20 protein-coding genes are annotated in these 25,432 nt (G+C 45.5%); 5 read left to right on the forward strand and 15 right to left on the reverse strand.

What is annotated here, in order from left to right:
* The first annotated feature begins 547 nt into the window (after window positions 1–547).
* The 3 genes from NL643_RS13520 (at window position 548) to NL643_RS13530 (ending at window position 5,621) form a co-directional block, all read left to right on the forward strand.
* The gene (locus NL643_RS13520) at window positions 548–3,196 is read left to right on the forward strand and encodes an EAL domain-containing protein (protein WP_253644589.1); all 2,649 of its coding nucleotides are present in this window, start codon (window positions 548–550) and stop codon (window positions 3,194–3,196) included.
* 255 nt (window positions 3,197–3,451) lie between these two features.
* Window positions 3,452–4,828: a nodulation protein NfeD gene (locus tag NL643_RS13525; protein ID WP_047008242.1), complete on the forward strand. Its 1,377-nt coding sequence runs from the start codon at window positions 3,452–3,454 to the stop codon at window positions 4,826–4,828.
* 10 nt (window positions 4,829–4,838) lie between these two features.
* A complete protein-coding gene (locus NL643_RS13530) occupies window positions 4,839–5,621 on the forward strand; it encodes a slipin family protein (RefSeq protein ID WP_109169864.1) in 783 nt (260 codons plus the stop codon).
* 84 nt (window positions 5,622–5,705) lie between these two features.
* On the opposite strand, the gene NL643_RS13535 is transcribed toward NL643_RS13530, so the two are convergent.
* Entirely contained in the window at window positions 5,706–6,110 is a 405-nt protein-coding gene (locus tag NL643_RS13535) for a globin (protein WP_046875967.1), read from the reverse strand.
* Between the two features lie 238 nt (window positions 6,111–6,348).
* On the opposite strand from NL643_RS13535, the gene NL643_RS13540 reads away from it, so the two are divergent.
* Complete coding sequence (locus NL643_RS13540; RefSeq protein WP_237285001.1) at window positions 6,349–7,005, forward strand: NAD(P)H-dependent oxidoreductase; 657 nt, start codon at window positions 6,349–6,351, stop codon at window positions 7,003–7,005.
* A 103-nt stretch (window positions 7,006–7,108) separates the two neighbouring features.
* Here NL643_RS13540 and choV read toward each other — a convergent pair whose 3' ends face one another.
* The 14 genes from choV to NL643_RS13610 all read right to left on the reverse strand — a co-directional run bounded on the left by choV (window position 7,109) and on the right by NL643_RS13610 (window position 24,809).
* The gene (gene choV, locus NL643_RS13545; RefSeq protein WP_104970601.1) at window positions 7,109–8,287 is read right to left on the reverse strand and encodes a choline ABC transporter ATP-binding protein; all 1,179 of its coding nucleotides are present in this window, start codon (window positions 8,285–8,287) and stop codon (window positions 7,109–7,111) included.
* 2 nt (window positions 8,288–8,289) lie between these two features.
* Window positions 8,290–9,132, reverse strand: coding sequence for a choline ABC transporter permease subunit (gene choW / locus NL643_RS13550; protein ID WP_005392552.1), 843 nt, complete (start codon window positions 9,130–9,132; stop codon window positions 8,290–8,292).
* 78 nt (window positions 9,133–9,210) lie between these two features.
* Window positions 9,211–10,149: a choline ABC transporter substrate-binding protein gene (locus tag NL643_RS13555; protein ID WP_253644590.1), complete on the reverse strand. Its 939-nt coding sequence runs from the start codon at window positions 10,147–10,149 to the stop codon at window positions 9,211–9,213.
* A gap of 38 nt (window positions 10,150–10,187) precedes the next feature.
* The gene (gene betA, locus NL643_RS13560) at window positions 10,188–11,903 is read right to left on the reverse strand and encodes a choline dehydrogenase (protein ID WP_253644591.1); all 1,716 of its coding nucleotides are present in this window, start codon (window positions 11,901–11,903) and stop codon (window positions 10,188–10,190) included.
* A 181-nt stretch (window positions 11,904–12,084) separates the two neighbouring features.
* Entirely contained in the window at window positions 12,085–13,545 is a 1,461-nt protein-coding gene (gene betB / locus NL643_RS13565) for a betaine-aldehyde dehydrogenase (protein ID WP_253644592.1), read from the reverse strand.
* Between the two features lie 18 nt (window positions 13,546–13,563).
* Window positions 13,564–14,163, reverse strand: a complete 600-nt coding sequence (gene betI / locus NL643_RS13570; RefSeq protein ID WP_005392557.1) for a transcriptional regulator BetI — start codon at window positions 14,161–14,163, stop codon at window positions 13,564–13,566.
* A gap of 530 nt (window positions 14,164–14,693) precedes the next feature.
* Window positions 14,694–16,742 carry a tetratricopeptide repeat-containing diguanylate cyclase gene (locus NL643_RS13575; protein ID WP_006741032.1) on the reverse strand — a complete coding sequence of 683 codons (2,049 nt, stop codon included), beginning with the start codon at window positions 16,740–16,742 and terminating at the stop codon, window positions 14,694–14,696.
* 429 nt (window positions 16,743–17,171) lie between these two features.
* Entirely contained in the window at window positions 17,172–17,930 is a 759-nt protein-coding gene (locus tag NL643_RS13580; protein ID WP_005392559.1) for an SDR family oxidoreductase, read from the reverse strand.
* A gap of 9 nt (window positions 17,931–17,939) precedes the next feature.
* Complete coding sequence (gene mmsB / locus NL643_RS13585; protein WP_253644593.1) at window positions 17,940–18,836, reverse strand: 3-hydroxyisobutyrate dehydrogenase; 897 nt, start codon at window positions 18,834–18,836, stop codon at window positions 17,940–17,942.
* 18 nt (window positions 18,837–18,854) lie between these two features.
* Window positions 18,855–19,985, reverse strand: a complete 1,131-nt coding sequence (locus NL643_RS13590) for an enoyl-CoA hydratase/isomerase family protein (protein ID WP_253644594.1) — start codon at window positions 19,983–19,985, stop codon at window positions 18,855–18,857.
* Window positions 19,986–19,995: 10 nt separating this feature from the next.
* Window positions 19,996–20,772, reverse strand: a complete 777-nt coding sequence (locus tag NL643_RS13595) for an enoyl-CoA hydratase (RefSeq protein WP_229613336.1) — start codon at window positions 20,770–20,772, stop codon at window positions 19,996–19,998.
* A 49-nt stretch (window positions 20,773–20,821) separates the two neighbouring features.
* The gene (locus NL643_RS13600; RefSeq protein ID WP_253644595.1) at window positions 20,822–21,976 is read right to left on the reverse strand and encodes an acyl-CoA dehydrogenase family protein; all 1,155 of its coding nucleotides are present in this window, start codon (window positions 21,974–21,976) and stop codon (window positions 20,822–20,824) included.
* A gap of 90 nt (window positions 21,977–22,066) precedes the next feature.
* On the reverse strand, window positions 22,067–23,560 hold the full coding sequence (locus NL643_RS13605) for a CoA-acylating methylmalonate-semialdehyde dehydrogenase (RefSeq protein ID WP_253644596.1): 1,494 nt from the start codon (window positions 23,558–23,560) through the stop codon (window positions 22,067–22,069).
* Between the two features lie 70 nt (window positions 23,561–23,630).
* Window positions 23,631–24,809, reverse strand: a complete 1,179-nt coding sequence (locus NL643_RS13610) for a thiolase family protein (RefSeq protein WP_104973579.1) — start codon at window positions 24,807–24,809, stop codon at window positions 23,631–23,633.
* Between the two features lie 209 nt (window positions 24,810–25,018).
* Here NL643_RS13610 and NL643_RS13615 point away from each other — a divergent pair, with 209 nt between their 5' ends.
* Window positions 25,019–25,405 carry a MerR family DNA-binding transcriptional regulator gene (locus tag NL643_RS13615; protein ID WP_005373242.1) on the forward strand — a complete coding sequence of 129 codons (387 nt, stop codon included), beginning with the start codon at window positions 25,019–25,021 and terminating at the stop codon, window positions 25,403–25,405.
* Window positions 25,406–25,432: the final 27 nt, after the last annotated feature.

The following is a 25,432-nucleotide window of genomic DNA, read 5'->3' on the forward strand; positions in this document are numbered from 1 at the left end:
TCGTGGAGTTATGTGTGCATATTTTAGCTTATAGAAGCCAGCAACCTTTGAACCCAAGTAATCTCACCATAGGAGATGAGATCGAAGATAGTAAAGAAAATGGCACAGATAATGGCCAGTTTGACCAAGCGTTGAACAATAAACATCATAATTACCCATCATTTTTTCGCAGTTTACTATTACAAAAGAAGTTTAGATACAGAAGAAAAGCACTAGTTACACTAATAGACTGTTTTATAAAAAGATTTATACCTTTACTAGCTGCACGATTAAACCGTAATTTGAATGCGCGGTACGTTATTGAGCATTTTAATTGCAAACACGAAAATCTGGTAATTAGAGCAAACGTTTCACTTACCATATCAGCTCAGAAAATCCTTCATTTTATCTCTATAATTTGAATCTATATCAACAATTTCTGTTAGAACATGTCGTACACTTTCAGTGAATTAACATCTATAACTATTTTTTAATGAAAACACTTCGCTTGTTTAACTTGAATCTTCGCTATAAAACCGCCCTATACTTTTCATTAGGACTGCTGGGCATGGTCATCAGCTTCCTTTTTATTAGCCGTTATTTTTTCCTGTATAGCTTAGATGAGCTCGAAGACATGGAAATTAACCATGCGAATCAGCAAGCACTCGCTGTCATCGACATGATGGTGAGCCAGCAAGAAAGCGCCTCATACGATTGGGCGTACTGGGACGAAACATACGATCTGTTTGTTGATCGTGATATTGCGAAATATACCGAGCGAAACCTTTACACAGAGAGCATTGATGCGTTAAACCTCGATATGATGGCGTTTATCACGACTAATGGACAAACCCTGCTCTCCTTGACTCGTGAGGATAACCCCGACACTTCTTCAGAACTCACCGCTAAAATGGCGAATCAACCTACTCTTCAAGATTACATCAAGTCCATGAATCACAAGCTTGATATCCATAGAGAGAGCATCTCAGGGTTGTTTAAAATCAACGATACTATTTGGGGTCTTAGCCTCAGCCCAGTTAGAAACAGTGAAGGCGACCGCCCTTCTAACGGATGGATGCTTTGGGGAAGAAACCTATCTTTGCGCTTTCCTGGAGACTTTAAATCCATTTTAACTGCGGAAAACTCATTAGAGACACAGATGGTAAGTGAATCAGACAGTAATCAGATGCGGGATATAGAGAAGACCTCGCGGTCAATAACAAAATGGGCCTCACTCTCTGATTTATCTGGTGAACCGATCGCATGGCTAAAAACGAAAACACAGCGAGAGCATTATGCGAAAGGTAATACGCTATTCATGTATCTGTTTGCAACAGTTGGCGTTGTAGCATCAATCATCGCTGCCGGCACCTACATCACGTTTAAAAATAAGGTCGCCACTCGCTTTAATCATTTTGCTGAAGGAATAAGCGAAATCGCCTCTCAATACCAACTTGAAGGCTTGCATTCTGTAAAAGTAGACGAATTAGAGTTAGCGACAAAACTGGTACAAAAGCTCTCTGAAAATACATCGTTAACCCAACTGCAATTGAAAGACTCGATGGAAAAGTTTGGTGCTCTGTACCATAGCTCCTCACTGGGCATGCTAATTGTTATCGATCGTAAAATTGTCGATGTAAACCAACGAGCGTTAGATCTGTTGAGCTACAGCAAATCGCAATTGATAGATCGTCCTCTAGACACCTTGTGCCCATCGGAGGACGATGAATGTCGAGTTGACGCCATGTTCAGAGAGCTGAAAAACGGTAAAACACAATTCGAAGCGCAAGTGCTCGATAGCAATACCGAAGAAATCGACTGTTTGATAGAAGCCACGCTCATTCAACATCATGGTCAAAGTGCACTGATGTTGTTGCTTCAGGATATGAGAGAGACAAAACAGCAAGCAGAAATGATCCAAAAACTCACCGACTTTGATCCGGTATCCGGTTTCTGTAACCGTCCTGTCATTCTCAATGCACTGCACGAGCTCGTAGAGACACGGCCAAACCATTTTTCGTTTGTGTACATTAACAGTAAGACTCTCAAGCAAATTGCAGGGGTATACGGTCACCTCATTTTTGATGAAGTGATTCAATACATCGCATCCGCTATACGCGAGCAATTAGGGGCATTCCAAATAGGCCGAATTAGTGAGCATGAATTTATCGTTTTGATTCCAGATATCGAGCACCACCAAAAAGCGATAGATGCTACCAATCGATTACTGAATCATTTGTCACATAAGGTCCAGCTCTCCGGGATCATGATGTCATTAGACAGTAAAGCGGTGATGATGGATCTAAACATTACTCACCAGTCTGTCGAGCATTTGCTGCTTGCAGCACGTTTCTCATCGCAATCCGCTAAGGGTCGTCACTCTCACGAAGTATTAGTCATTGATGAAGAACTATCAGAGCAAGCGGAAACGTCTATGGTGATCAATCGCGATTTAGAAAATGCCATTAGACAAGATGCGATTAAACCTTTTTTCCAGCCTATCGTGGATGCTAAAACCACTGAAGTCATTAGCTTCGAAGCACTTGCTCGTTGGCAACATCCAACATTAGGGCTGATTTCACCAGAAGTATTTATTCCGATGGCAGAACAAGGAAAACTTATCGTCGAATTGGGAGAGTCCATTCTCAAACAATCGTGCGAATTTATCAGTCGGCTCAACGGAGTTCGTCATGCGCAAGGTCTGTCGATGTTAAGCGTGCATGTGAACTTAAGTGCGCAGCACTTTTATCATTCAGGATTGATGCCCTACCTAAAAAAAGTGATGGCTCAATACAACCTCTCTGCGGGCCAGCTTGTGCTTGAAATTACTGAAAGTATGTTGATGGGCGGAGAAGTAGAATCTATCCAAAGCATTCAAGACATCAAGCGACTTGGTGTTGGACTCGCTTTGGATGATTTTGGTACTGGATACGCATCATTCAGTAGCGTATGTAATTTTCCATTGGATATTGTGAAGCTGGATAAATCTTATATCGACGAGATTGAAACCAATGACAGAGCGAAAACACTGGTAAGAAACATTGCCAACATGTCTCAAGAATTAGGGTTAACTATTGTCGCCGAAGGTGTTGAAACCGCGAGCCAAGTACGCAAGCTTAAAGTTTGGAATATTGATGAGTTGCAAGGGTTTTACTTCCACAAACCGATGCCTGCCGAGCAAGCACTTGTTCAATTTTCTCGCCACGTAAACAGTTAGTCTCTCTCCTCTAAAACACATTAGGAAGGCAAAGTGCTTCCCGTCACTTTGCCTTTTTGTTGAGCCTCTTCACACCAGACGCCCCACGGTTAGTGGCTACCGATATTCATATCAAGGCCCGTAGCCTCAGATGTGCCATGATAAATGCTGATATGACTAATTCGAGTGATCAATTACTTATTTGCACTAGTATTACTGCGTATATACTTGAATTAGGTTTTCAAAAAGTCCCTGTGACCGCACAAGGAGGACTGCATGAAACGACTATGGATATGGGTCTTACCTTTACTATTGTTTGCTAGTCAAGCACTGGCCAATACTGTCTGGATTGTTCCCGTCAAAGGCGCTATAGGTCCTGCTACCAGCGACTATTTGTCTCGTGAGATAGAAGAGGCACAACTCAACGGTGTCAGTTTAGTGATCTTAGAGATGGACACTCCTGGCGGCTTAGACAGCGCAATGAGAGATATTATTCACGCGATTACCACCTCCTCCACTCCAGTTGCGACTTGGGTTGGCCCGTCAGGATCTAGAGCGGCTAGCGCAGGGACATACATTTTACTCGCCAGCCACGTTGCTGCCATGGCTGAAGCCACTAATCTTGGCGCGGCAACACCCGTCGCGTTAGGTGGTGCCCCTCAGCCCCCTTCATCAGATGATGGCAAAGATCAAAACGCGGAAGAAACGTCAGAAGGAACCAACGAAGGTTCAGAGAAAGTTCCCGCGAAAACCGCAATGGAGAAAAAGGTGATTAATGATGCTAGAGCCTATATTAAAGGCTTGGCAAAGCTTCATGGCCGAAATGCAGAGTGGGCAGAGAAAGCAGTGAGCGAAGCAGCGAGTTTGGACGCCACTGAGGCATTGGAATTAAACGTTATTGATTATATAGCCAACTCACCAGAGGATTTAGTCAAAGCCATTGATGGACAAACTGTTAAAGTTAATAATCGCGATGTGACATTGTCACTGGAAAATCCCGTATGGATTGAAAGAACACCCGATTGGCGAGCAGAAATGCTAGCCGTTATCACAAACCCAAACGTCGCCTACATCCTGATGCTCATTGGTATCTACGGTTTGCTTCTTGAGTTTTACAACCCAGGCATTGGCTTACCCGGCGTGTTGGGTGGTATTTGTTTGCTCCTCGCCATGTATGCATTACAAATGATGCCTGTGAACTACGCTGGGCTTGGTCTGCTGTTACTCGGAATTGCACTGATGATCGCGGAAGCATTCAGTCCGAGCTTTGGCATTTTGGGCTTAGGTGGTGTTGTCGCCTTTGTGCTCGGTTCCATATTCCTAATGGACAGTGAGTTGCCAGGATTTCAGATCGCCCTTCCTTTAATTTTCGGTATTTCTATCTTTTCTGTCGCGCTGATCGTGTTGACGGTCGGCCTGCTGCTCAAAATACGCCGACGACGTGTGACAACAGGTTTAGAAACTTACCCTGGGAAAATCGCTGTCGTGAGCGATGACTTTATCGATGGCGAAGGGCGCGTTCAACTCGATGGTGCGCTATGGAGAGCCAAAACCAAAGACCATCAACAACTCAAACAAGGTGATCATGTCACCATTGTGAATGTGAAAGGGCTGACCTTAACCGTGATGCCTGATGACCGCCAAAATAAATAGGAGGCGCTTTATGATGCTCTATACTGTTGCGGTGATCGTGGTGCTGTTGTTCGCACTTGCGACCCAAATGTTTAAGGTTTTGAGAGAATATGAACGTGGGGTTGTATTCTTTCTTGGTCGCTTTCAAGAAGTAAAAGGCCCTGGCTTAATCATTCTTATCCCATTTATCCAACAAATGGTACGGGTGGATTTACGTACTGTCGTTTTGGATGTGCCGACACAAGACTTGATAACCAAAGATAACGTGTCTGTGCGCGTCAATGCGGTTGTTTATTTTCGCGTAGTCGATCCTCAAATGGCAATTAACAACATTGAAAGTTACAGCGATGCCACCAGCCAGTTAGCGCAAACCACGCTGCGATCAGTATTAGGCCAGCATGAACTGGATGAATTACTTTCAGAGCGCGAGCGTCTCAACAAGGACTTACAATCCATCCTCGATCAACAGACTGATGACTGGGGCATCAAGATTGCCACGGTTGAAGTCAAACATGTTGATTTAAATGACAGCATGGTCAGAGCGCTAGCGCGTCAGGCTGAGGCAGAACGTAACCGTCGTGCGAAAATCATTCACGCTACCGGTGAGCTAGAAGCTTCTAATAAATTAAAAGAGGCAGCTCAAATGCTCAACGAAGCGCCGAATGCGCTGCAATTGCGTTACATGCAGACACTCACGGAAATCACGACAGACAAAACATCGACTATTATCTTCCCTATGCCGATCAACCTTGTCGAAGCCGTCAGTGATATCGCCGAAGCGGTAAAAAAGAATAACGAGACACAAGACAAATAAAAGCCATACTCAAGGAAGTAAGCTGTTTACACGTTACTTCCTTGCTTTAACTTGCTTGTTTTCGAAGAGCATTTAGTTTCTCTTTTAGTGTTTGGAGCACTCCCGCTTCATTACCGACAAACCTGTGTTAAAACAAGCTCTCCACGCTGTTTCGACATCATCGTCGTATTCAAAATCACACTCTTGAACCGTTTCGATAAGGCTTTCAAACCAAACATCAATATCCTGTGGTTCAATGCCAATATCGGAACTCGCATGCTTCTTACCATATTTTTCCACCATCTTGTGCGCCTCGTTAGAGGTATCGGCCATCATAAAAAACACGATAGATCCTCTAAGCATTCGCACCTGTTGGTGCATGTCGACACCATCAAACTTTTGTCTGAAGCTTGTACTTTTTGACCATAAATTCCTGTAAAACAAGTCGAAAAAGCCTTGGTTCGCGATACAACGTTCATAACTATCGTTGAAAACTTGAATCACGTTCATGTTGCTCTCCATTACTCTCTTAATATGAGTGTAATTTAATAATCATCAAAAGCATCTAAATGATGATGCCTAACCCTATGAAGCACGCCAATTTTCAATAAAAAGTAAAAAGTGATTCAAATAAACGCCCTCTTATCAATGAAAAAATATCCCGTATTATGAATCTATATTCGAGGTACGCATGGTTGTCGATGCTAAGCGCATACTCATTTGTCACAAAAATAAAAAGGATACAAACGTGTCTCATCAAATCATTACTGATCTAAACAGCCGCTACACTGCTAAAAAATACGACGAAACCAAACGCGTTTCTCAAGAAGATATGGCAATCATCAAAGAAGCACTCCGTCTTTCAGCGTCTTCGATTAACTCGCAACCGTGGAAATTCATCGTGATTGAAAGTGATGAGGCCAAGCAACGTTTCCACGATACGTTTGCAAATATGCACCAGTTTAACCAGCCACACGCTAAAGCCGCGTCACATACGATTCTTTTTGCGTACGATCCAAACTTCACCAAAGAGAAGTTCGCGAAACGTGTGGATGCCGAAGTAACGTCTGGCCACCTACCGGCGGAAATGTACAACAACTTTATGGGCGCCTACGCTTTTGCCGATGCAAATACGGATGAAAATGGCTTTAACGGGAACTGGACAAAAGCACAAGTCTATTTAGCGCTAGGCAATCTACTACACACCTTGGCTCGTCTGGGTATTGACTCAACGCCGATGGAAGGGATAGATCCAACACTGATTGGAGAAGTATTCAAAGAAGAATTAGAAGGCCATGTCTGTGAAGTTGCACTGGCGATTGGCTACCACAAAGACGGGGAAGATTATAATCATGGTCTACCAAAAGCTCGCCTTGCGATGGATGATGTAATTACGACGCTATAGTCGACCGTTTCCTTAGCTTAACTATTTAACTCATTGTTTAAACCCAAAAGAGCCGCACTAATGTGCGGCTCTTTTTTAGCTTGGCTTCAACTCTACTCTAACTTTATGCCACTTGCTCGGACTTAAAGTTACCAAGCAATGCATCGTAAAGCTCGTGGTCGCTTAACACACCAACTAACTGGTTGTCCTCCACCATAAGCAGAGGCTGATTGCTGCGCTGCTTAAGCTCAATCGCTTCTCGCATACTGATTTCCGGGCTAACCTGAACCAGAGAGTTTTCGTTTACCTCATCAAGATTCGAAGAATCGCTCTTCCATTGAACCAACGACTTATCTGTATCCGCTAAGCTTAAGCCTTTGCTCTCTTGGGTCACCCAAATATCTTTGTCAGGGCAAATCAGAACACGCTCATCTTCACGAACTAAGTCGTCACGCATCAAAGAGCGTCCCTTAAGTACGTTCAATGGATTAGTGTGGGCAACAAAGTCAGCCACATAATCGTTTTCTGGAGCAAGAATGATCTGTTCTGGCTTGCCGTGTTGAATCAACTTTCCTGATTCCATAATGGCGATGTTGTTACCGATTTTAAGCGCTTCATCCAAGTCGTGGCTCACAAAAAGAATGGTTTTGTTTAGCTTTTCTTGAAGCAGAATCAATTCATCTTGAAGCTGAGCACGAATCAATGGGTCAAGCGCTGAAAACGGCTCATCCATTAACAAGATATCTGTGTCCATCGCGAACGCTCGCGCTAGGCCAACACGCTGCTGCATACCACCAGAGAGCTCGTGCGGGAATTTCGTTTCCCACTCAGACAAACCGACCATTTCGAGCTGTTCACGCGCTTTTTTACGGCGCTCTGCTTTGCCAATGCCTTGCATTTCTAGACCAAACGCAACGTTATCTAATACCGTTAACCATGGCATCAATGCAAACTTCTGAAACACCATGGATACGCGGTGAGTACGAAGGTGGCGCAACTTCTGTTCGTCACAGTTAGAGAGCTCAACCATGTCGTCGCCGTCTTTAATTTTCAGAGAGCCACGAGAAATTTCGTTCAACCCGTTAACTGTTCGCAGCAAACTTGATTTACCCGAGCCTGAAAGCCCCATCAAAACACAGATCTCACCCTGTTTCACGTTCAGCGAAACATTATCAACCCCAACCACTTGGCCAGTTTCGTCGATGATTTCTTGTCGAGACTTGCCTTGGTCTAGTAGTGCTAACGCTTGTGACTGCTGCTGACCAAAAACCACATCAAGATTTTGAATAGTAATTGCGTCCATGATTAAGCCTCCTTCTGGTTTGGTGCTTTACACAAGCGGTCAAGAATGATGGCGACGAGTACAATCGCTAAACCCGCTTCAAAACCTTGCGAGATGTTTACGGTATTCAGTGCACGTACGACTGGCTTACCAAGTCCATCTGCACCAACAAGAGCCGCAATAACTACCATAGAAAGAGACAACATAATACATTGTGTAACACCGGCCATAATACTTGGTAATGCCGCAGGTAACTCTACCTTAAACAGCAACTTCATGCGGCTTGCACCAAATGCTTTGCCCGCTTCAAGTAGCTCCTCCGGCACTTTAATAATACCGAGGTACGTCAATCGAATTGGCGCAGCGATAGCGAAAATGATGGTCGAGATTAGGCCAGGGACAATACCTAAGCCAAACAGAACCAAGGTTGGAATTAGGTAAACGAATGTCGGCACGGTCTGCATCAAATCGAGGATTGGTCTCAACAAGGTATATAACCAAGGACGGTGTGCCGCCATAATGCCCAACGGCACGCCAATTAATACGGAAATCGTTGTCGCTGCAAACACAAGGACAAAGGTTTCCAGCATTTCTTGCCAGTAACCAAGGTTGAGAATTGCGAGCAAGGCCAACACGATGAATACAACTAGCGGAATGCTGCGGTGTAAGAACCAAGCAATTGCCGCCGTCATAATGATTGGCGCTGCAGGTGGCATCCATTTAAAAATGTCCACCACGAAAAGAATGATCGTTTCAAGTGTAATAGAGATTGCATCGAAGAAACCCGATGCATTGATGGTTAACCAATCGACGCCAGTTTCCATCCATTGGCCCAACGGTAGTTTGTTGTCCGTAATAAAATTCAAAATAAAACCTTTGTGTTAATGAAGCGGGCATGACTGCCCACTTTCTTTTTCAAAAAAACGCGCTTAAAAACTGCTTAATTAAGCGTTAGTTTTTAAATAGTTTGTAATTGCTGTTACTGCGTTTTGACCATCCACCGTCTTAACGCCTTCTAGCCACGCTTCAATTTGTTCTTGGTTTGCGTTCAACCATGCTTGCGCTGCTTTCGACGGTTTCTGCTTCTGGTTGAGAATCGCTTCCATCAATTCGTTTTCCATTTCTAGGTTGAATTCTAGGTTTTTCACTAGCTGACCTACATTTGGACACTCAGCAAGGTAGTTTTTACGTACGTTTGTGTACACATTCGCGCCACCGTAGTTAGGGCCGAAGAAGTCGTCACCACCCGCTAGGTATTCCATTTCAACGTTGCTGTTCATTGGGTGCGGGGCCCAACCTAGGTACACAATCCATTGGTTGCGGCGCGCAGCACGTGATACTTGAGACACCATGCCAGCTTCACTGGATTCAACTAGGCTGAAGTCTTTTAGGCCGAATGCGTTGCTATCAATCATTGACTGAATTAAGCGGTTACCATCGTTACCTGGTTCAATGCCGTAAATGCGGTCTTTAAATTTGTCGGCATGTTTTACTAGGTCAGCGAAGTTGGTCACGCCTGCGTCATAAACGTATTTTGGAACCGCGAGTGTGTATTTTGCGCCGACGAGGTTCGCTCGTACGGTTTCAACGGTACCTGCATCACGGTATTTCGCGATGTCACCTTCCATCGTTGGCATCCAGTTACCTAGGAAAATGTCGATATCGCCATTGGCCATAGAAGAGTAAGTAACAGGTACCGATAGTAGATCGGTCTTCGTTTTGTACCCCAACCCTTTTAGCAGCTCAGATGTCACAGCGGTGGTCGCCGTAATGTCGGTCCAACCTACATCTGCAAAACGTACCGTTTCACATTGGTTGGCATAAGCGCCTGTTGCTAAAGTACTTAGTGCGATTGTTGAGAAGATTTTTGTCATCTTAGACATATTGAATTCCTTGTAATGATTACTGACTTTTTTCGTTTTTATGAGATCGAATCGAGATCTCTTTTTGGCGGATGCATTCGTTGCATCTCTTGCCAGTTCGGTGCAATCCAAACTGGTGCGTTGTTCGACGTTTCCAGGGCGTTATCCAAAATCATGTCCGCGGCGCGTTCTGCCACCATAATAGTTGGCGCATTTAAATTACCGTTCGGAATGGTTGGGAAAATAGAAGAGTCCACCACACGCAAGCCTTGAATACCGCGTACTTGGCATCGCTCATTCAAAACCGCTAATGGGTCATTGTCTGCGCCCATTTTGCAGGTACAAGATGGATGGTAAGCACTCTCGACATTCTGCTTCACCCATTCATCAATTTGTTCATCCGTTGTGATATTCAGACCCGGCTGGATCTCATCACCACGAAACTCATCCATGGCTGGCTGATTGAGGATCTCGCGAGTAAGGCGAATACAATCACGCCAATCCTGCTTATCTTGTTCAGTGGAAATATAGTTAAACTCAATCTTCGGCTTATCATTCGGATTCGCAGATACAACTTCGACCGAGCCGCGACTTTCGGGCTTGTTAGGTCCAACGTGCACTTGGAAACCATGACCGTCAAAAGCAGCTTGTCCGTCATAACGCATTGCCGCTGGCAAAAAGTGATATTGAATATTTGGCCACTTTAGTCCCTCACGAGAACGAATAAACGCACATGATTCAAAGTGGTTAGTAGCCCCAAGGCCTTTGCGAGTTAATATCCACTCAGTGCCAATCAAGCCCTTGCTCACCAAACCTAATTTGCTGTTGAGCGTGATAGGTTGCTTACAGTGATATTGGAAGTACACTTCTAAGTGATCTTGCAGGTTTTTACCTACCCCTTCCAACGGATGTTTCACCTCAATGCCTGCTTTTTCTAATACTTCTTTAGGGCCAATGCCTGAAAGCTGCAACAGCTGAACTGAGCCAACCGAACCAGCACTCGAAATCACTTCATGGTTCGCAAAACATTGCTGAACTGAACCTGACTTTTCGAATTCAACACCAACCGCTTTCTTGCCTTCTGAGCCTGTTTCTTCCAGTAAAACGCGATGAACCGTCACTCGCTTCATTAGGGTGAAGTTTTTGCGTTTTTTAGCACGGCTTAAGTATGCATTAGAGGTTGAAGCGCGTACGCCTTTGTCAACGGTCATATGCATTGGGCCAAAGCCCTCTTGCTGATAACCGTTGTAATCTTTTGTTTCTGGGTAGCCCGCTTCTTTGCCTGCATCAATAAAAGCTTGATACAGCGGATTGAGCTTCATATCGTTGCCGTTACATGTGCCGACGGGGCCATTATCGCCTCGGTATTCATCAGCACCACCAATCCAAGACTCTGCCTTACGGAAATAAGGCAAACACGATTGATAATTCCAGCCTTTCGCGCCTTCCTCTTCCCACTGGTCAAAGTCACAAGCGTGTCCACGAACGTAAACCATGCCGTTGATCGACGAACTACCGCCCAGAACTTTCCCGCGAGGACAATGAAGTTGACGGCCATCCAACCCTTGCTCTTCAACTGTCTCAAACTGCCACGCGTATTTTTCAGTGTTCATCGGGTAAGAAAGCGCCGTCGGCATTTGGATAAAAATACTTTTATCCGACCCACCCGCTTCGAGTAATAGGACCGAATATTGACCACTTTCACTTAAGCGATCCGCTAACACACAGCCGGCCGAACCCGCACCGACGATGATATAATCGTAGTGTTGTTGCATTTTGATTCTCCTAGGAGTTAATACCAATCACAGTAGATAAGTGAACGAAATTAGCGTAGGAAAAATGCTTGAGAACAAGGCGGAAATTTTCGATAAGTAGTTAGCCTACAATCAAAATTGACAACGCAGTTATCGAGCATTTTAACAAGCTAAAGTGGTCAGTTATCTACTACGATTGGTATCATTTGTAAGGGCTTTCGAAGTCGCTTAGCTGAACCAGAACACTCTTCGTTTGCGTGTAATGTTTAAGGGTTTCGACACCGTTTTCACGGCCAACACCTGATTGTTTGTAGCCACCAACTGGCATTTCCGCAGGTGAGTCACCCCATGTGTTCACCCAACAAATACCAGCTTCAATTTGATGAATCACGCGGTGAGCACGAGATAGGTTTTGAGTAAATACGCCTGCAGCCAAGCCATAATCGGTGCCATTTGCACGCGCAACCACTTCCGACTCATCACGGAATTTCAGCACTGACATTACCGGACCAAAGATTTCTTGCTGAACGTGGCTCATGTCATCATCGCAATCGACAAATACGGTTGGAGCAACAAAGTTACCATTGGCTAAGCCATTCTCTGTTACTTTGTAGCCACCAGTCAGTAACGTCGCGCCACTCGCTTTCGCGGCTTCAATCGCTTCTAGTACTTTCGATTCATGATCTTTAGAGATCAGCGCGCCAATTTGCGTGTTCTCATCAAGCGGATCGCCGACAACTAACAACTCAGTTCGAGCTTTAAGTTGTGTAATAAAGTCATCATAAATACCTTCATGAACAAACACGCGTGTACCGTGCGTACAAACTTCACCTTGCGTATAGAAGTTCGCCACCATGGCCGCAGAAACGGCATCGTTTAACTTCGCATCATCAAAAATAATCAGTGGAGACTTACCACCCAGCTCCATCGTTACTTGTTTTAGTGTCTTAGCGCTGTCACTCATGACTACTTTACCGGTGCCTGATTCGCCCGTGAACGATACTTTTGCGATGTCAGGATGCGCCGTTAGCATCTGCCCTACTCGGTAATCCCCTTGTACGACATTAAATACGCCATCTGGCATGCCCGCTTCTGAATAAATTTCTGCTAGCTTAAGCGCTGTTAATGGTGTTTCTTCTGATGGTTTGAAGATCATAGCGTTGCCCGCAGCCAGTGCTGGCGCCGATTTCCACATCGCAATTTGAATTGGATAATTCCAAGCGCCAATACCTGCGCAAATGCCCAATGGCTCGCGACGTGTGTAGAAAAACTGGTCTTCGCTGAGTGGCTGCTGTTCACCTTGCAAGCTTGGAGCAAGACCCGCATAGTACTCAAGAACATCGGCACCTGTTGTTATATCAACCGCGATAGCTTCTTGAATTGGCTTACCAGTATCTGCCACTTCTAATGCAGCCAGCTCGTCATTACGCTCACGTAAAATGGCAACGGCTTTGTGTAAAATACGGCTGCGCTCGATCGCAGTCATTGCTGACCATGCAGCAAAACCTTTCTTTGCCGACTCAATCGCCGCTTCGAGATCGTCTTGGTTCGCTTGTTTAATGTTGGCCAATGGCTCACCATTCGCCGGATTGTAAGTGGTGAAGTGCTCATCTGAACACCCGTTGTACATCGCACCATTGATATAGTGTGCTTTCATTTCCATTTTGAAGACCTGTGACTTTTATATTTTTTCAGAATAAAACGTAAGTTGTTTGTCGAGATAGTCGTTGATGATGATTCTCGCTCTTTCTGCATCAATGCCTTGCGGGTTGAGCGTTCCGCGCAGCCAAATACCATCAATAAGTGACGCAATACCATGAGCAACCAGTTCGGCCTGCTCTGCATTTAATAATGCTTTGAGTTCTTTTCTTAGGTGGGACAATAAACGTCGTTCATTGACACGCTGCAAACGCTTAAGCTGCTCGTCATGCATTGAGTACGACCAGAACGCTAGCCAAGTCTTAGCAACTTGGTTTTCTGCCTGATAGCCGACAAAGTTACCGTCAATGATGGCATTAATTCTTTGGTGATGAGCATCACTTGGCAGCTCACGTAACTTCTGTGTGATAGTGGACGAAAGCTGACGCAAGATCTCTCGCATCGTTTCCTCCAACAACCCATGCTTACCACCAAAATAGTGATTGATAATTCCCGTTGATACACCTGCTTCTTTACTGATCAACGAAATACTCGCAGCGTGTAAACCGACTCTATCAATCACTGACATTGTCGCTTTCACCAGCTGTGGTTTTCTGATTTCAGGCATCCCCACCTTTGGCATTTTGCGTCCTTGTTATTTTTAATTGAACGGTTAGTTAAATATAAAATGCCTGAAAATTAGTTCGAACTCAAATCATTTTTTAAGAAAAAGGTTATTAACAAAGGAAGGAAAGTTGATGGTGTACGCAAAATTTCTATGCGATAACTTGTCGTAAAAGTCAAAGATGTGTTTAAAAATCCAAATAAAAACACAAACAAACCAATAACTTATTGAAGCATTAATTTTTAACACACCTTTCAGAGAATTGTTTTTCGTGCCACAAAAATCCACACCAGAAAAATTTTACATCGACCACTAATCATTTCACCTGTATCGGCTTTGTTTGTATAAAAAACAGACATACTCGTGTGTTATAGCTTCGTATACACAAGTGACATTAGTACTTTGAAAATGGGAGAGATAAAACGAGTAGAAAATACTGAACGCTATGAGTATGTAATTCGATACTCTTAAGCTAAGCGATTTTGAAGTAATCAGTAGGAAGGATGAGTTCAGGCTCACCGTTTGATGAGCCTGCATTCTTGATTTTATTAGGTCAGCTTGCGCCCTTTCACGCAGTTACGTCCATCCGCTTTAGCTTGATAAAGTAATTTATCTGCCTGATCACAGAGTGATTTAAAATTCATCTCACTATCTTCAGTCGTCACAACACCAAAACTACAGGTCACTCTCACTTCTTCATTCTGTTCCGTGACGAACCCATGTAAGGATAAAGCGCTACGTAATCGTTCAGCGGTAATGAGAGAGTCTTCATGATCGGTATTGGGCATCACAACAACAAACTCCTCACCACCAAAGCGTGCAACAATGTCATTTTCACGCACCGTCTCTTCTAGCACTTTGGCAACGCCTGTTAGTACGGCATCACCGAACACATGCCCATAGGTATCATTTACCTGTTTAAAATAATCTACATCGATTAGCGCTAAACTTACCGGCCCCGACTGCGGCTTCTTTGGCACCATTTTCTGTTTATCGAGCTTGCTATCCACCCATTTGTTTAAAGCTAGGTAGCCGTACTTAACTTGCTCGACTTGCTCAGACACAAAATGCTGCACCTTTTCTTGCTTAGATTGAGGCGTCGGCTTTTCTTTGCGTTCACGTTTCGTCTCTACGGGTTTAGTGAACCAATCTTCTAAAAAACGGCGATTGAATAACCCTGTCAACGTATCTGTCTTTGCTAGGCGGCGCATTCTTAAACGTGATCGATTCACAACAAGGAATACCACTGCCATCAAAAAGAGAACACCAATGAGTGCTAGTAGCGCTTCACCCAATAGATAAAAGGTACGACGGTTATTTTCCAGTTCCATACGCTGCAACACGTTGTTCCAGTTGAGATCTTCGTTCTCATATTCAAGTCTTTCTAGCTCAAATAGCGTCTGCTGACGCTCAAGATTTTCAACTTCTCTTTGGTTGCTAAATTGGATGAATTTATCGTGATAGTTGCCGTAAGTTTTATACGCTAATTTAAAGTCATTGCTTCCCGCGTAGGCCATGGCAGCCACTTTTAGTAGTTCCATTTGCTGTTGCTTAACATATCGGCTCTCGATAATTTCCGGCAACATAGGCGCGATCATCGCTAGAAGTGTCTCAAACTGCTTCTGTTCTAGCATATATTCGGCTTGCAACAGCTTAAATGTAGCTAAGTAGGCGCTAGAGGTTTCTCTATACTGTAAGTTCTCCGCCAACTTTAAGTGGCGAACCATCTTATTTTCTTGGTTCGTCTCACGGTATAACGCAGCAAGCTCGAGATTAACTCGAAACCTAAAGCGCCCGTCACCAATGATTTGCGCGAGCTTTAGCGCTCTCTGATACGATACAATCGCCTCTTCGTATTGGAACTGTGCCTTATGAAGCTTTGCTATCGTTAAGACGCTCAGCAGCTCATTGAACGACATGCGTCTATCCCTAAAATAACGGTACGCTTGTTCCAACAATGCTTCTGAACGGTCATAGCCCTGAATTTTGACCAGTACGTCACCAAGCTCTAGCGCCGCCCGTTCGACCAATCCTTGAACGCCAGAGGACTCAGCCGCATCCATTGACGACATAATTGCGGCATAGGATTTTTTAAACTCGCCCTGCTCATCGTAGTAACGTCCTTTTAGCAACAGGATCTCCGACTCGAGCTGCTTATCGCCATTTTCACGCGATGTTTCCAACAAACTATCCAACGAAGAAAGCGCGGTATCGATATCGCTCTTTCCGACCATAGTTCGCATCTGAATCAACTTAAATAAGAGATACTCATGGCTTTGTGGACGCACAAGTTCCAACCCTTTTTGTGCGACGTTTTGGCTCTCTTCCGCGCGCCCAAGTAGCTCTAGAACCGTGGACTTTGCAAGCCAATAACGTACCAGTAGCTCTGTTGGTTGATTTTGTAGTAGAGAGTCTTCTTCTAACGCCTCAATCAAAGCTAAAGAGCTCTGAGGTAATGCGTAAATTTGATTTTCAATGCCTTCTAGCGACTGTAAAAACTTACCTTCTTGTTCAACCTTTTCTGCGGATGCCTGAATAGAAAGACACAGACACCCCAATAGTAGTGGCATCGTCCTAAGCGAATGAAATAGTGACATTATTGCTCTTCCCTAATGGGTAGTTACTTCAGTGTAATAGAGAATTCTGGTTATTTTATTATTAAGGTAGCTGAAGGTTATTCAGCCAGCCTCATATTCCCATGTATTTTGCGCTGAATAATAAATCACCATCTTTAGATGTCGAAATGGTTTTCGGTCACAATATAATCAATAAGAGTGTTTTTCATACCCCAAGAAGCAAAATCTCATCAATGAGACAAATAATTGTCTTGATTGTGAATTAATGCATTTACATAAAAATTAACACGAGAGCACTTATTCATACCAAAAATACAAAAGAGTTGTAAATGTAATCGGTACAGCAGCCGTTACTAAAACATCCATTAAAAATTATCGATAGAAACAATATAAGAAAGGAGGAAGGAAGCGGACAATCAGGCTCGCTCCCCTTTTTAAAATGAGGAGGGGCTACATTCGCATTCCGCCATCGACTTCGAATACTCTTCCAGTCACGAACTCATTGGTTAACACGTATTTGATGGTCGAAGAAATTTCATCAGCAAGACCTAAGCGTCCGACAGGAATCATTTTGACTAAACGCTCCATCGCTTCAGGTTTTATTTGGTCCGTCATGGCAGTCTTGATGACACCCGGAGCAATCGCTACTGAGCGAATTCCGAAACGCCCTAACTCTTTCGCCCACACCGTCGCCATGGTGGCTACCGCCGCTTTGGATGCAGAATAGTTAGTTTGACCAATATTCCCCGCACGCGCGACGCTAGATATGTTGATCAGAACGCCTTTGCTATCGGTGTTCAGCATTACCTTGCTCGCTTCGCGGCCACACAGAAAAGTACCTGTCACATTCACATCCATAACAGACTGAAATTGTTCCAGCGACATCGCGTTAACCTGACCATCTTTAACTTTGATGAACATGCCATCGCGCATAATGCCTGCGTTATTGATCACGCCATTGAGCTGTTTGAAATCCGCTTCAATTTGCGTAAAAGCAGCGCACACTTCTTGTTCTTCCGTCACGTTCGCTACATAAAAACGAGTGGTGACGCCGAAAGATTCACACTCCGCTTTCGTTTCAGCCAGTTGGTCTGAATTGAGGTCGATAAGCGCAAGGTGAACACCGCTTTCCGCTAGCGACAGCGCCATTTGTTTACCAAGCCCCTGCCCGGCCCCCGTGATCGCAATAACCTTATTTGCTAGATCCATAAGCACTCCTTAGGCCTGATTTTGCTTTTGGTAGAACTCAAACAAGCTTGAAAAATCTTTTTGTCCGCTGCCCTGACCGTTGTGAAAATTAAACAGGTTACGAGCCAAGCTGCCCATTGGCGTTGATGTTTGACTGGCAACCGCCGCTTCCATCGCAAGACCGAGATCTTTCGCCATTAACTGGCTCATAAAGCCGCCCTGATAACCATTGCTTGCAGGCGTATTTTCCATCACACCCGGGCACGGGTTGTAAAGCTCTAGCGCCCAGTTACGGCCTGAACTTTGCAGCATGATGTCTGACAACACTTTGGGATCAAGTCCGTTTTCCATGCCTAAATTGAGTGCTTCACAAGTGCCGCTCATCAAAATGCCCAACATCATGTTATTGCAGATCTTCGCCACCTGACCGGCTCCGGCATCACCTGCATGGAAAATGTTTTTACCCATGTGGCTAAGCACCACCTTGGCTTGAACAAAGTTCTCTTGTGAGCCGCCAACAATGAAAGTCAACGTACCTGCCGCTGCGCCCGCAACGCCACCAGATACCGGTGCATCAACAAAGCTGATGCCAAGTTGCTGTGCTTTTTCACCGACCAAACGAGCGGTCGACGGATCGATAGTGGATGAATCAATCAGCAAGGTGCCCGATTCGACGCTATCTAAAATGCCATCTCTACCGAGATAGACGCTTTGAACATGTTGGCTGGCGGGTAGCATGGTGACCACCACGTTCGCCCCTTGAACGGCTTGTTTTACCGAGTCTGCACTCGACGCACCAAGTGCGGTAAGTTCCTCTACTGCGTTCGGGTTCAAATCAAACACTTCGACGTTCAAGCCCGCTTTGAGTAGGTTCTTAGCCATAGGCGCACCCATGTTGCCAAGGCCAATAAATGCAATTTTGTCCATGTTATATCTCTTCCTTAACTAGAGTGCCGCAGTGGCAACAGGTGATGCGGTCAATGGATATTCGAGTGAATCAATCGGCGCAAAGAAGCGTTCCAAAACTTGTGGCGTTACGTCAGAAACCGTGCGATGTTGCCAAGTCGGTTGATTGGTTTTATCGATAATCAGCGCACGAACCCCTTCTCTAAAATCACCTTCTAAGCCGCAACGTAGCGTCAGGTTAAATTCCATATCAAAACACGCTTTCAAAGAGAGGTTTTGATACTGCGTTAGCTGCTGATAAGTGATATTGAGCGACAACGGACTGCCATAATTCAATGCTTTTTGCGCATTGATGAACCACTTATCATCAACGTCGGCACTGCTGATTGCGCGAACAATCGAATCTAAATCACCCGAACAAAGCTGCTCAATCAATCCCGCATATGGCATCAACATCCCTTCGCTTGGCTCGTCCACTTGTACCGAACGTAGCGTAGTGGCGATTTTTTCGTTGATGTTTGCTTCACCTTTCCAACTTACCGATGCGAGTAGATCCAACAGTGCTTGTTTGCTTTCTGGCTGTGCAATCCATTGGCTTAATCCCAACGCTTTCATGTCTGTCGCGTTGATTTGGCAAGCCGTCAAACTCAGAAAAAGTGCCAAGTGTTTTGGCAGCTGATTTAGGAAGTACGTCGCGCCTACGTCTGGGTAAAGGCCGATTTTAATCTCTGGCATCGCAAAGCGTGTGGTGGTTTCTGCTACGCGATGACTTGCGCCCATAAATAAGCCCACACCGCCGCCCATCAGATAACCATGCCCCCACGCGATGATCGGTTTTGGATAAGTGTGAATAAGATGATCACAGCGATATTCGAGGTCAAAGAAGGTTTCCATCGCTGAAAACGCAGAATCAAAGTCTTGCTCTTTGTTTTCAAGTGCACGGTAAATCGCTTGAATGTCACCACCAGCACAAAACGCTTTTTCACCCTTGGCGTGCAAAAAGATCGCGACGACGCTGTCGTCCGTTTGCCATTCATTGAGCTGTTTGTACAACTTCTCAATCATTACGTAACTCAACGCGTTGAGAGCAGCTGGATTATCAAGCTCCAACACACCAATGACAGAGCCATCAGCGCACTCAAGTTTTGAAACATTTACTGTACCTGTCATTTGTCCTCCGCTAGCTGTTTGTCCATTGTGGCTTACGCTTTTGCAAGAAGGCGTTTACACCCTCAGTCTGATCTTGTGTATTAAACAGCTGTAAGAACAGTTCACGCTCCAAGACCAATCCGGCCGCGTGAGTTTGGCTGCGTCGACCTTGAATAAGCGTTTTGCATGCAGACACGGATTTCGGAGATTGACCTGCGACGCGCTGTGCAAGTTCCATAGCCGCTTCCAGTGCTTTGCCTTTTGCAACCACTTCTTCGACTAAACCAATTTTTTCCGCTCGCTCGGCCGTCACACGCTCACCACACAAGATCATGCGTTTCGCCCAACCTTCACCTACCAACGCGGTCAGGTTTTGCGTTCCGCCCGCGCAAGGTAACAAGCCGACCGATGCTTCAGGAAGTGCCATTTGTACTTGTTCTTCTGCGATGCGAATGTCACACGCCATCGCCACTTCCAGACCACCACCCATCGCATAGCCATTAACCGCTGCGATAGAAACGCCATCGAACGCAGACAACGCTTCAAAGGCTTCACCAAAAGCGAACGCCATATCTGCTGCTTGCGATTTATCGCCGGATGCAAAGTTGTTGAGATCCGCTCCAGCAGAAAAGAATTTCTCACCTTCGCCCGTCAGTACCAACGCATAAATAGAGCGATCATTACTGAGTTCAATCGCCAACTCTTTTAGCTGATTCAAAGATTCAAGCGTCCAAGTGTTTGCTGGCGGGTTACTAATCGTGAGCTTGGCAATGTGCGCTTCACGCTCTAATTTGATTTGTGCCGTCATAATCTTTCAGTCCTTTTTAATTTCTTTAGGTAAGGCTGTGTCTCGCTGACTAAAGCAGCTCAACGCCTTCCGTTAGTAATCGTCTTGCGACGATCAGACGCATGATTTCGTTGGTACCTTCAAGGATTTGGTGAACACGAACGTCTCGGAAATGGCGCTCGACTGGATATTCTTTGATGTAGCCATAGCCACCGTGAATTTGCAGCGCCTGATCGCAGACTTTAAAGCCCACATCAGTAGCAAAGCGTTTTGCCATGGCACAGTACGCACTTTTTTCTGCGTGCTGTGCATCGAGTTTAGCGGCAGCGAGTCGCACCATTTGACGCGCAGCGACCAGCTCAGTCGCCATATCAGCAAGCTTGAACTGCAACGCTTGAAATTGCGCCAGTGAACGGCCGAACTGTCTGCGTTCGTTCATGTATTGCTTGGCTTCGTTCAGTGCTTGTTGCGCAGTACCGACGGAACAAGTAGCGATATTGATTCGACCACCATCAAGGCCAAGCATGGCGAACTTAAAGCCTTCTCCCTCTTCACCCAACAGATAGTCAGCCGGAATACGAACATTTTCGAAGGTAATCATGCGAGTTGGCTGGCAGTTCCAACCCATTTTGGCTTCTTTTTTACCGTAGCTAATGCCTTCGCAATCAGCAGGAACAACGAATGCAGAAACGCCACCCGCTCCTTCGCCGCACGAACGCGCCATCACGACGAGAACATCAGTATCACCCGCGCCAGAGATAAATACTTTTGCGCCATTCAATACAAACTCGTCGCCTTCACGTACCGCACTTGTCGTGAGCGAAGCGGCGTCAGAGCCGGCATTAGGTTCGGTTAAACAGTAGGAAGCGAGCTTTTCACCCGAAATTAGATCCGCGCTAAACTGCTGCGCCACTTCGGCTTTGGCAAAGCTGGTGATCATCCACGTCGCCATGTTGTGAATGGTCATAAACGCAGTAGTCGCGGTACAACCCATAGCCAACTGCTCGAAAATGATCGCCGCATCCAAACGAGACAATCCCAAACCACCATGCTCTGGCGGCGTATAGATGCTCAGAAAGCCAAGTTCACCTGCTTGACGCAGTACATCTTTAGGGAAATGATGGTTTTCATCCCACTCGGCCGCGTGCGGCGCTAACATTTGGTCTGCAAACTGCTTTGCTACTTCGGCAAACGCGAGTTGATCTTCGTTTAATTCAAAATCCATCTTGAAGTCCTAAGGTCTAATTCGTTGCACTTGAAGCCAAGCCATCTAAAGGTTTGAAAGGCTTGGCTAGAGGTATCGCTACTTCTGTGACTAGCTCAATTGAATGGTCATGTTTGGACCGCTTGGAATGTCATCTTCAAACCAACGCGCGGTGACGGTTTTCGTCTCGGTGTAGAAGCGAACCGCTTGTTTGCCGTAAGCATGCAGATCGCCGTAGAAGCTGCCTTTCCAACCCGTAAATGAGAAGAACGGCAAAGGCACCGGAATCGGCACGTTGATACCCACGTTACCCACTTCAATATTGTGTTGATACTTTCTCGCTGCTGCGCCATTCGCCGTAAAAATAGACGTACCGTTACCAAAACGATTCGCGTTGATTAGCTCAATTGCCGCATCTAAATTGTCGACTTCCATCGTCAGTAATACTGGACCAAAAATCTCTTCCTGATAAATCGACATGTCAGTAGTCACGTTAGTGAATAGCGTTGGTCCCACCCAGTTACCGTTCGGGAAGCCAGGTACTTGGCAATCTGTCCCATCCAGAACACAGTTCGCGCCAGACACTTTGCCTTCATTAATCAGATTCACCACACGCTGCTTCGCTTGCGGGCTAATCAGTGGGCCATAACCGGCGGTTTCATCATCCCACGCGCCAGGTTGAACCTGAGCTAACGCCTCTTTAAGCTCTGGAATCCATTCTTTGGTTTCGCCGACAAATACCGCCACCGAAATCGCCATACAGCGTTGGCCTGCGGCACCGACTGACGCGCCAACTAGGTTATTGATGACTTGCTGCTTGTTTGCATCTGGCATGATGACCATGTGGTTCTTCGCACCCGCAAATGACTGCACGCGCTTTAGGTTGTCCGTACCCGTTTTGTAGATGTACTCACCAACTGGCACTGAGCCGACAAAAGAGATCGCACGAACGACTGGATCAGTCAGAATACGGTCGACTTGCTCTTTGGTGCCGTGGACAATTTGCAACACGCCTTTTGGTGCGCCTGCCTGTTCAAACAGCTCCGCCAATTTCATTGCAGTCAGCGGAACTTGTTCCGACGGCTTCAAAATAAAGGTGTTGCCGCAAGCGATCGCCATCGGGAACATCCACAATGGGATCATCGCAGGGAAGTTAAACGGAGTAATACCCGCACAAACACCGAGCGGTTGAATGTAAGAGTAACCATCAATATTGGTTGCGACGTTTTCAACCGTTTCGCCCATCATTGAGCTACAAATGTTCGCCGCTTGTTCTACCACTTCAATCCCGCGCCAAACATCACCTTTCGCATCAGCGAGGGTTTTACCTGTTTCACTTGAAAGCAGTATCGCCAACTCATCGTGTTGCTCTTTTAGCAGGTGTTGGTAGCGCAGCATCAATCTTGCACGCTCCGGCGCAGCGACTTCTTTCCAACGCTTAAACGCCTCTGTTGCGCTAGCGATCGCCGCATTCATTTCTGATTCCGTGGCACAAGGTACTTGCGCAATCACTTCGTTGGTTGCCGGGTTAGTTACATCTAGCCATTGTTTTGAGTCGGAGATGGCAAATTCACCACCGATATACTGCTTTACTTGTTCTGTCATGATGACATCCTTGTATTTTTCAGCGTTTCACTGACTACTGTTATGTAAGTGAAACTTTGTTGAGAATGAATTAGCAGATTTCAATCGCGATTGCGGTAGCCTCGCCGCCACCAATACAAAGCGATGCAACGCCACGTTTACCGCCTGTTTGTTTAAGAGCGTGAATCAAAGTCACGAGGATTCGGTTACCACTCGCACCAATTGGATGCCCCAACGCACAAGCGCCGCCGCGAGGGTTCACTTTGCTCTCGTCCAATTCGAGTGCTTTCACCGCGTATTGTGTCACGACGGCAAAGGCTTCATTGATTTCCCAAAGGTCCACGTCTGATTTGTCCCAGCCCGTTTTTTCCAGCAGCGTTTCAATCGCGAATACGGGTGCGATGGTGAACTCATCAGGCTGTCTTGCATGCGTGCTGTACGCGACAATTTTGGCTAGAGGTTGAAGGTTTTCCTGACGGCCAAATTCACTATCAACCAATACCATTGCCGATGCACCATCAGAAATAGAACTGGAATTTGCTGCCGTTACGCCGCCATCTTTGGCAAACGCAGGTCGTAAGGTGGGAATTTTATTGACGTCGAGTTTGCTCGGTTGCTCATCGTCTACCACCAAGGTTTCGTCGCGTCGACTTTTTACGTTAACAGGCACGATCTCTTCTTTGAACAAACCTTGCTCAATCGCTTGCTGCGCACGAGTCACCGACTGCTGCGCCCAGATATCCATACTTTCACGGCTGAACTGATACTTTTGCGCGGTTTGTTCGGCAAAGACACCCATCAATTCGCCTTGGTAGGCATCCTGCAAACCGTCATAAAACATATGATCAAGCACTTGCTCATGGCCTAAGCGGAAACCATCACGCGCTTTCTTAAGTAGATAAGGAGAAGACGACATGTTTTCCATACCACCAGCGATAACCGCGTGCGCGTTACCAGATTGAATAAGATCATGTGCCAGCATGACGGTTTTCATACCCGAACCACAGACTTTATTCAGTGTCGTACAACCGATCGATTGTGGCATTTCTGCTTTAAGACTTGCTTGTCTTGCTGGCGCTTGCCCCACGCCAGCGGGTAAAACGCATCCCATTAACACTTCGTCTATTTTTTGCACATCGAGTTGGCTTTCGGCTAGTGCCCCTTGGATGGCCTTCGCACCGAGTTCCGTGACATCTGTTGAAGCTAATGCACCTTGAAAAGAGCCGATAGGCGTTCGCTTGGCGGCAACAATCCATGTTTCATTTTTCATTCCATTAACCTTTTGTTGACGTTTACGTCATAACTATACTAACATTTACGTTAACGTCAAGTTTGCGGTTATTGTTTGTTCGAGTGATTCTTTTATTTCGAGTAAATGCGAGTGATATCAAGGCTCCAGAGTGGATGTTGTTTATTTACTTTAACGTTAACGAATTGTATATTCGTATGAATGTTATACGAAAGTCGTAAGGTTAAGGAATGAACACATTTAAGATCAGCGAGCTCGCGAAAGAGTTCGACATTACTACCCGAAGTATTCGCTTCTACGAAGATTTAGGTCTCCTAACTCCAGAACGTAAAGGCAACACTCGAATCTACAATGGTCGCGATCGAATTCGACTAAAACTGATTTTGCGAGGTAAGCGATTGGGCTTTTCTCTTGCAGATATCAAAGAGTTATTTGAACTCTACGATACCGATCAAAGTACTGAGCAGTTGAACTATATGATTCGGTTGATCGAAGAGAAGAAGGCAGCATTGCAACAGCAAGCAAACGACATTCAAGCGGTAATGATGGAGTTAAACGCGGCACAGTTGCGATGCCAAAACACACTGAGATCCATGAAAGGCGAAAAAGTCACCTGACACCTCAGCACTGGGATGTAGGTGACG

Source organism: Vibrio sp. Y42_MX_L11, from assembly GCF_024181785.1.
In the GTDB taxonomy this organism is placed as follows: Bacteria; Pseudomonadota; Gammaproteobacteria; order Enterobacterales; family Vibrionaceae; genus Vibrio; species Vibrio diabolicus.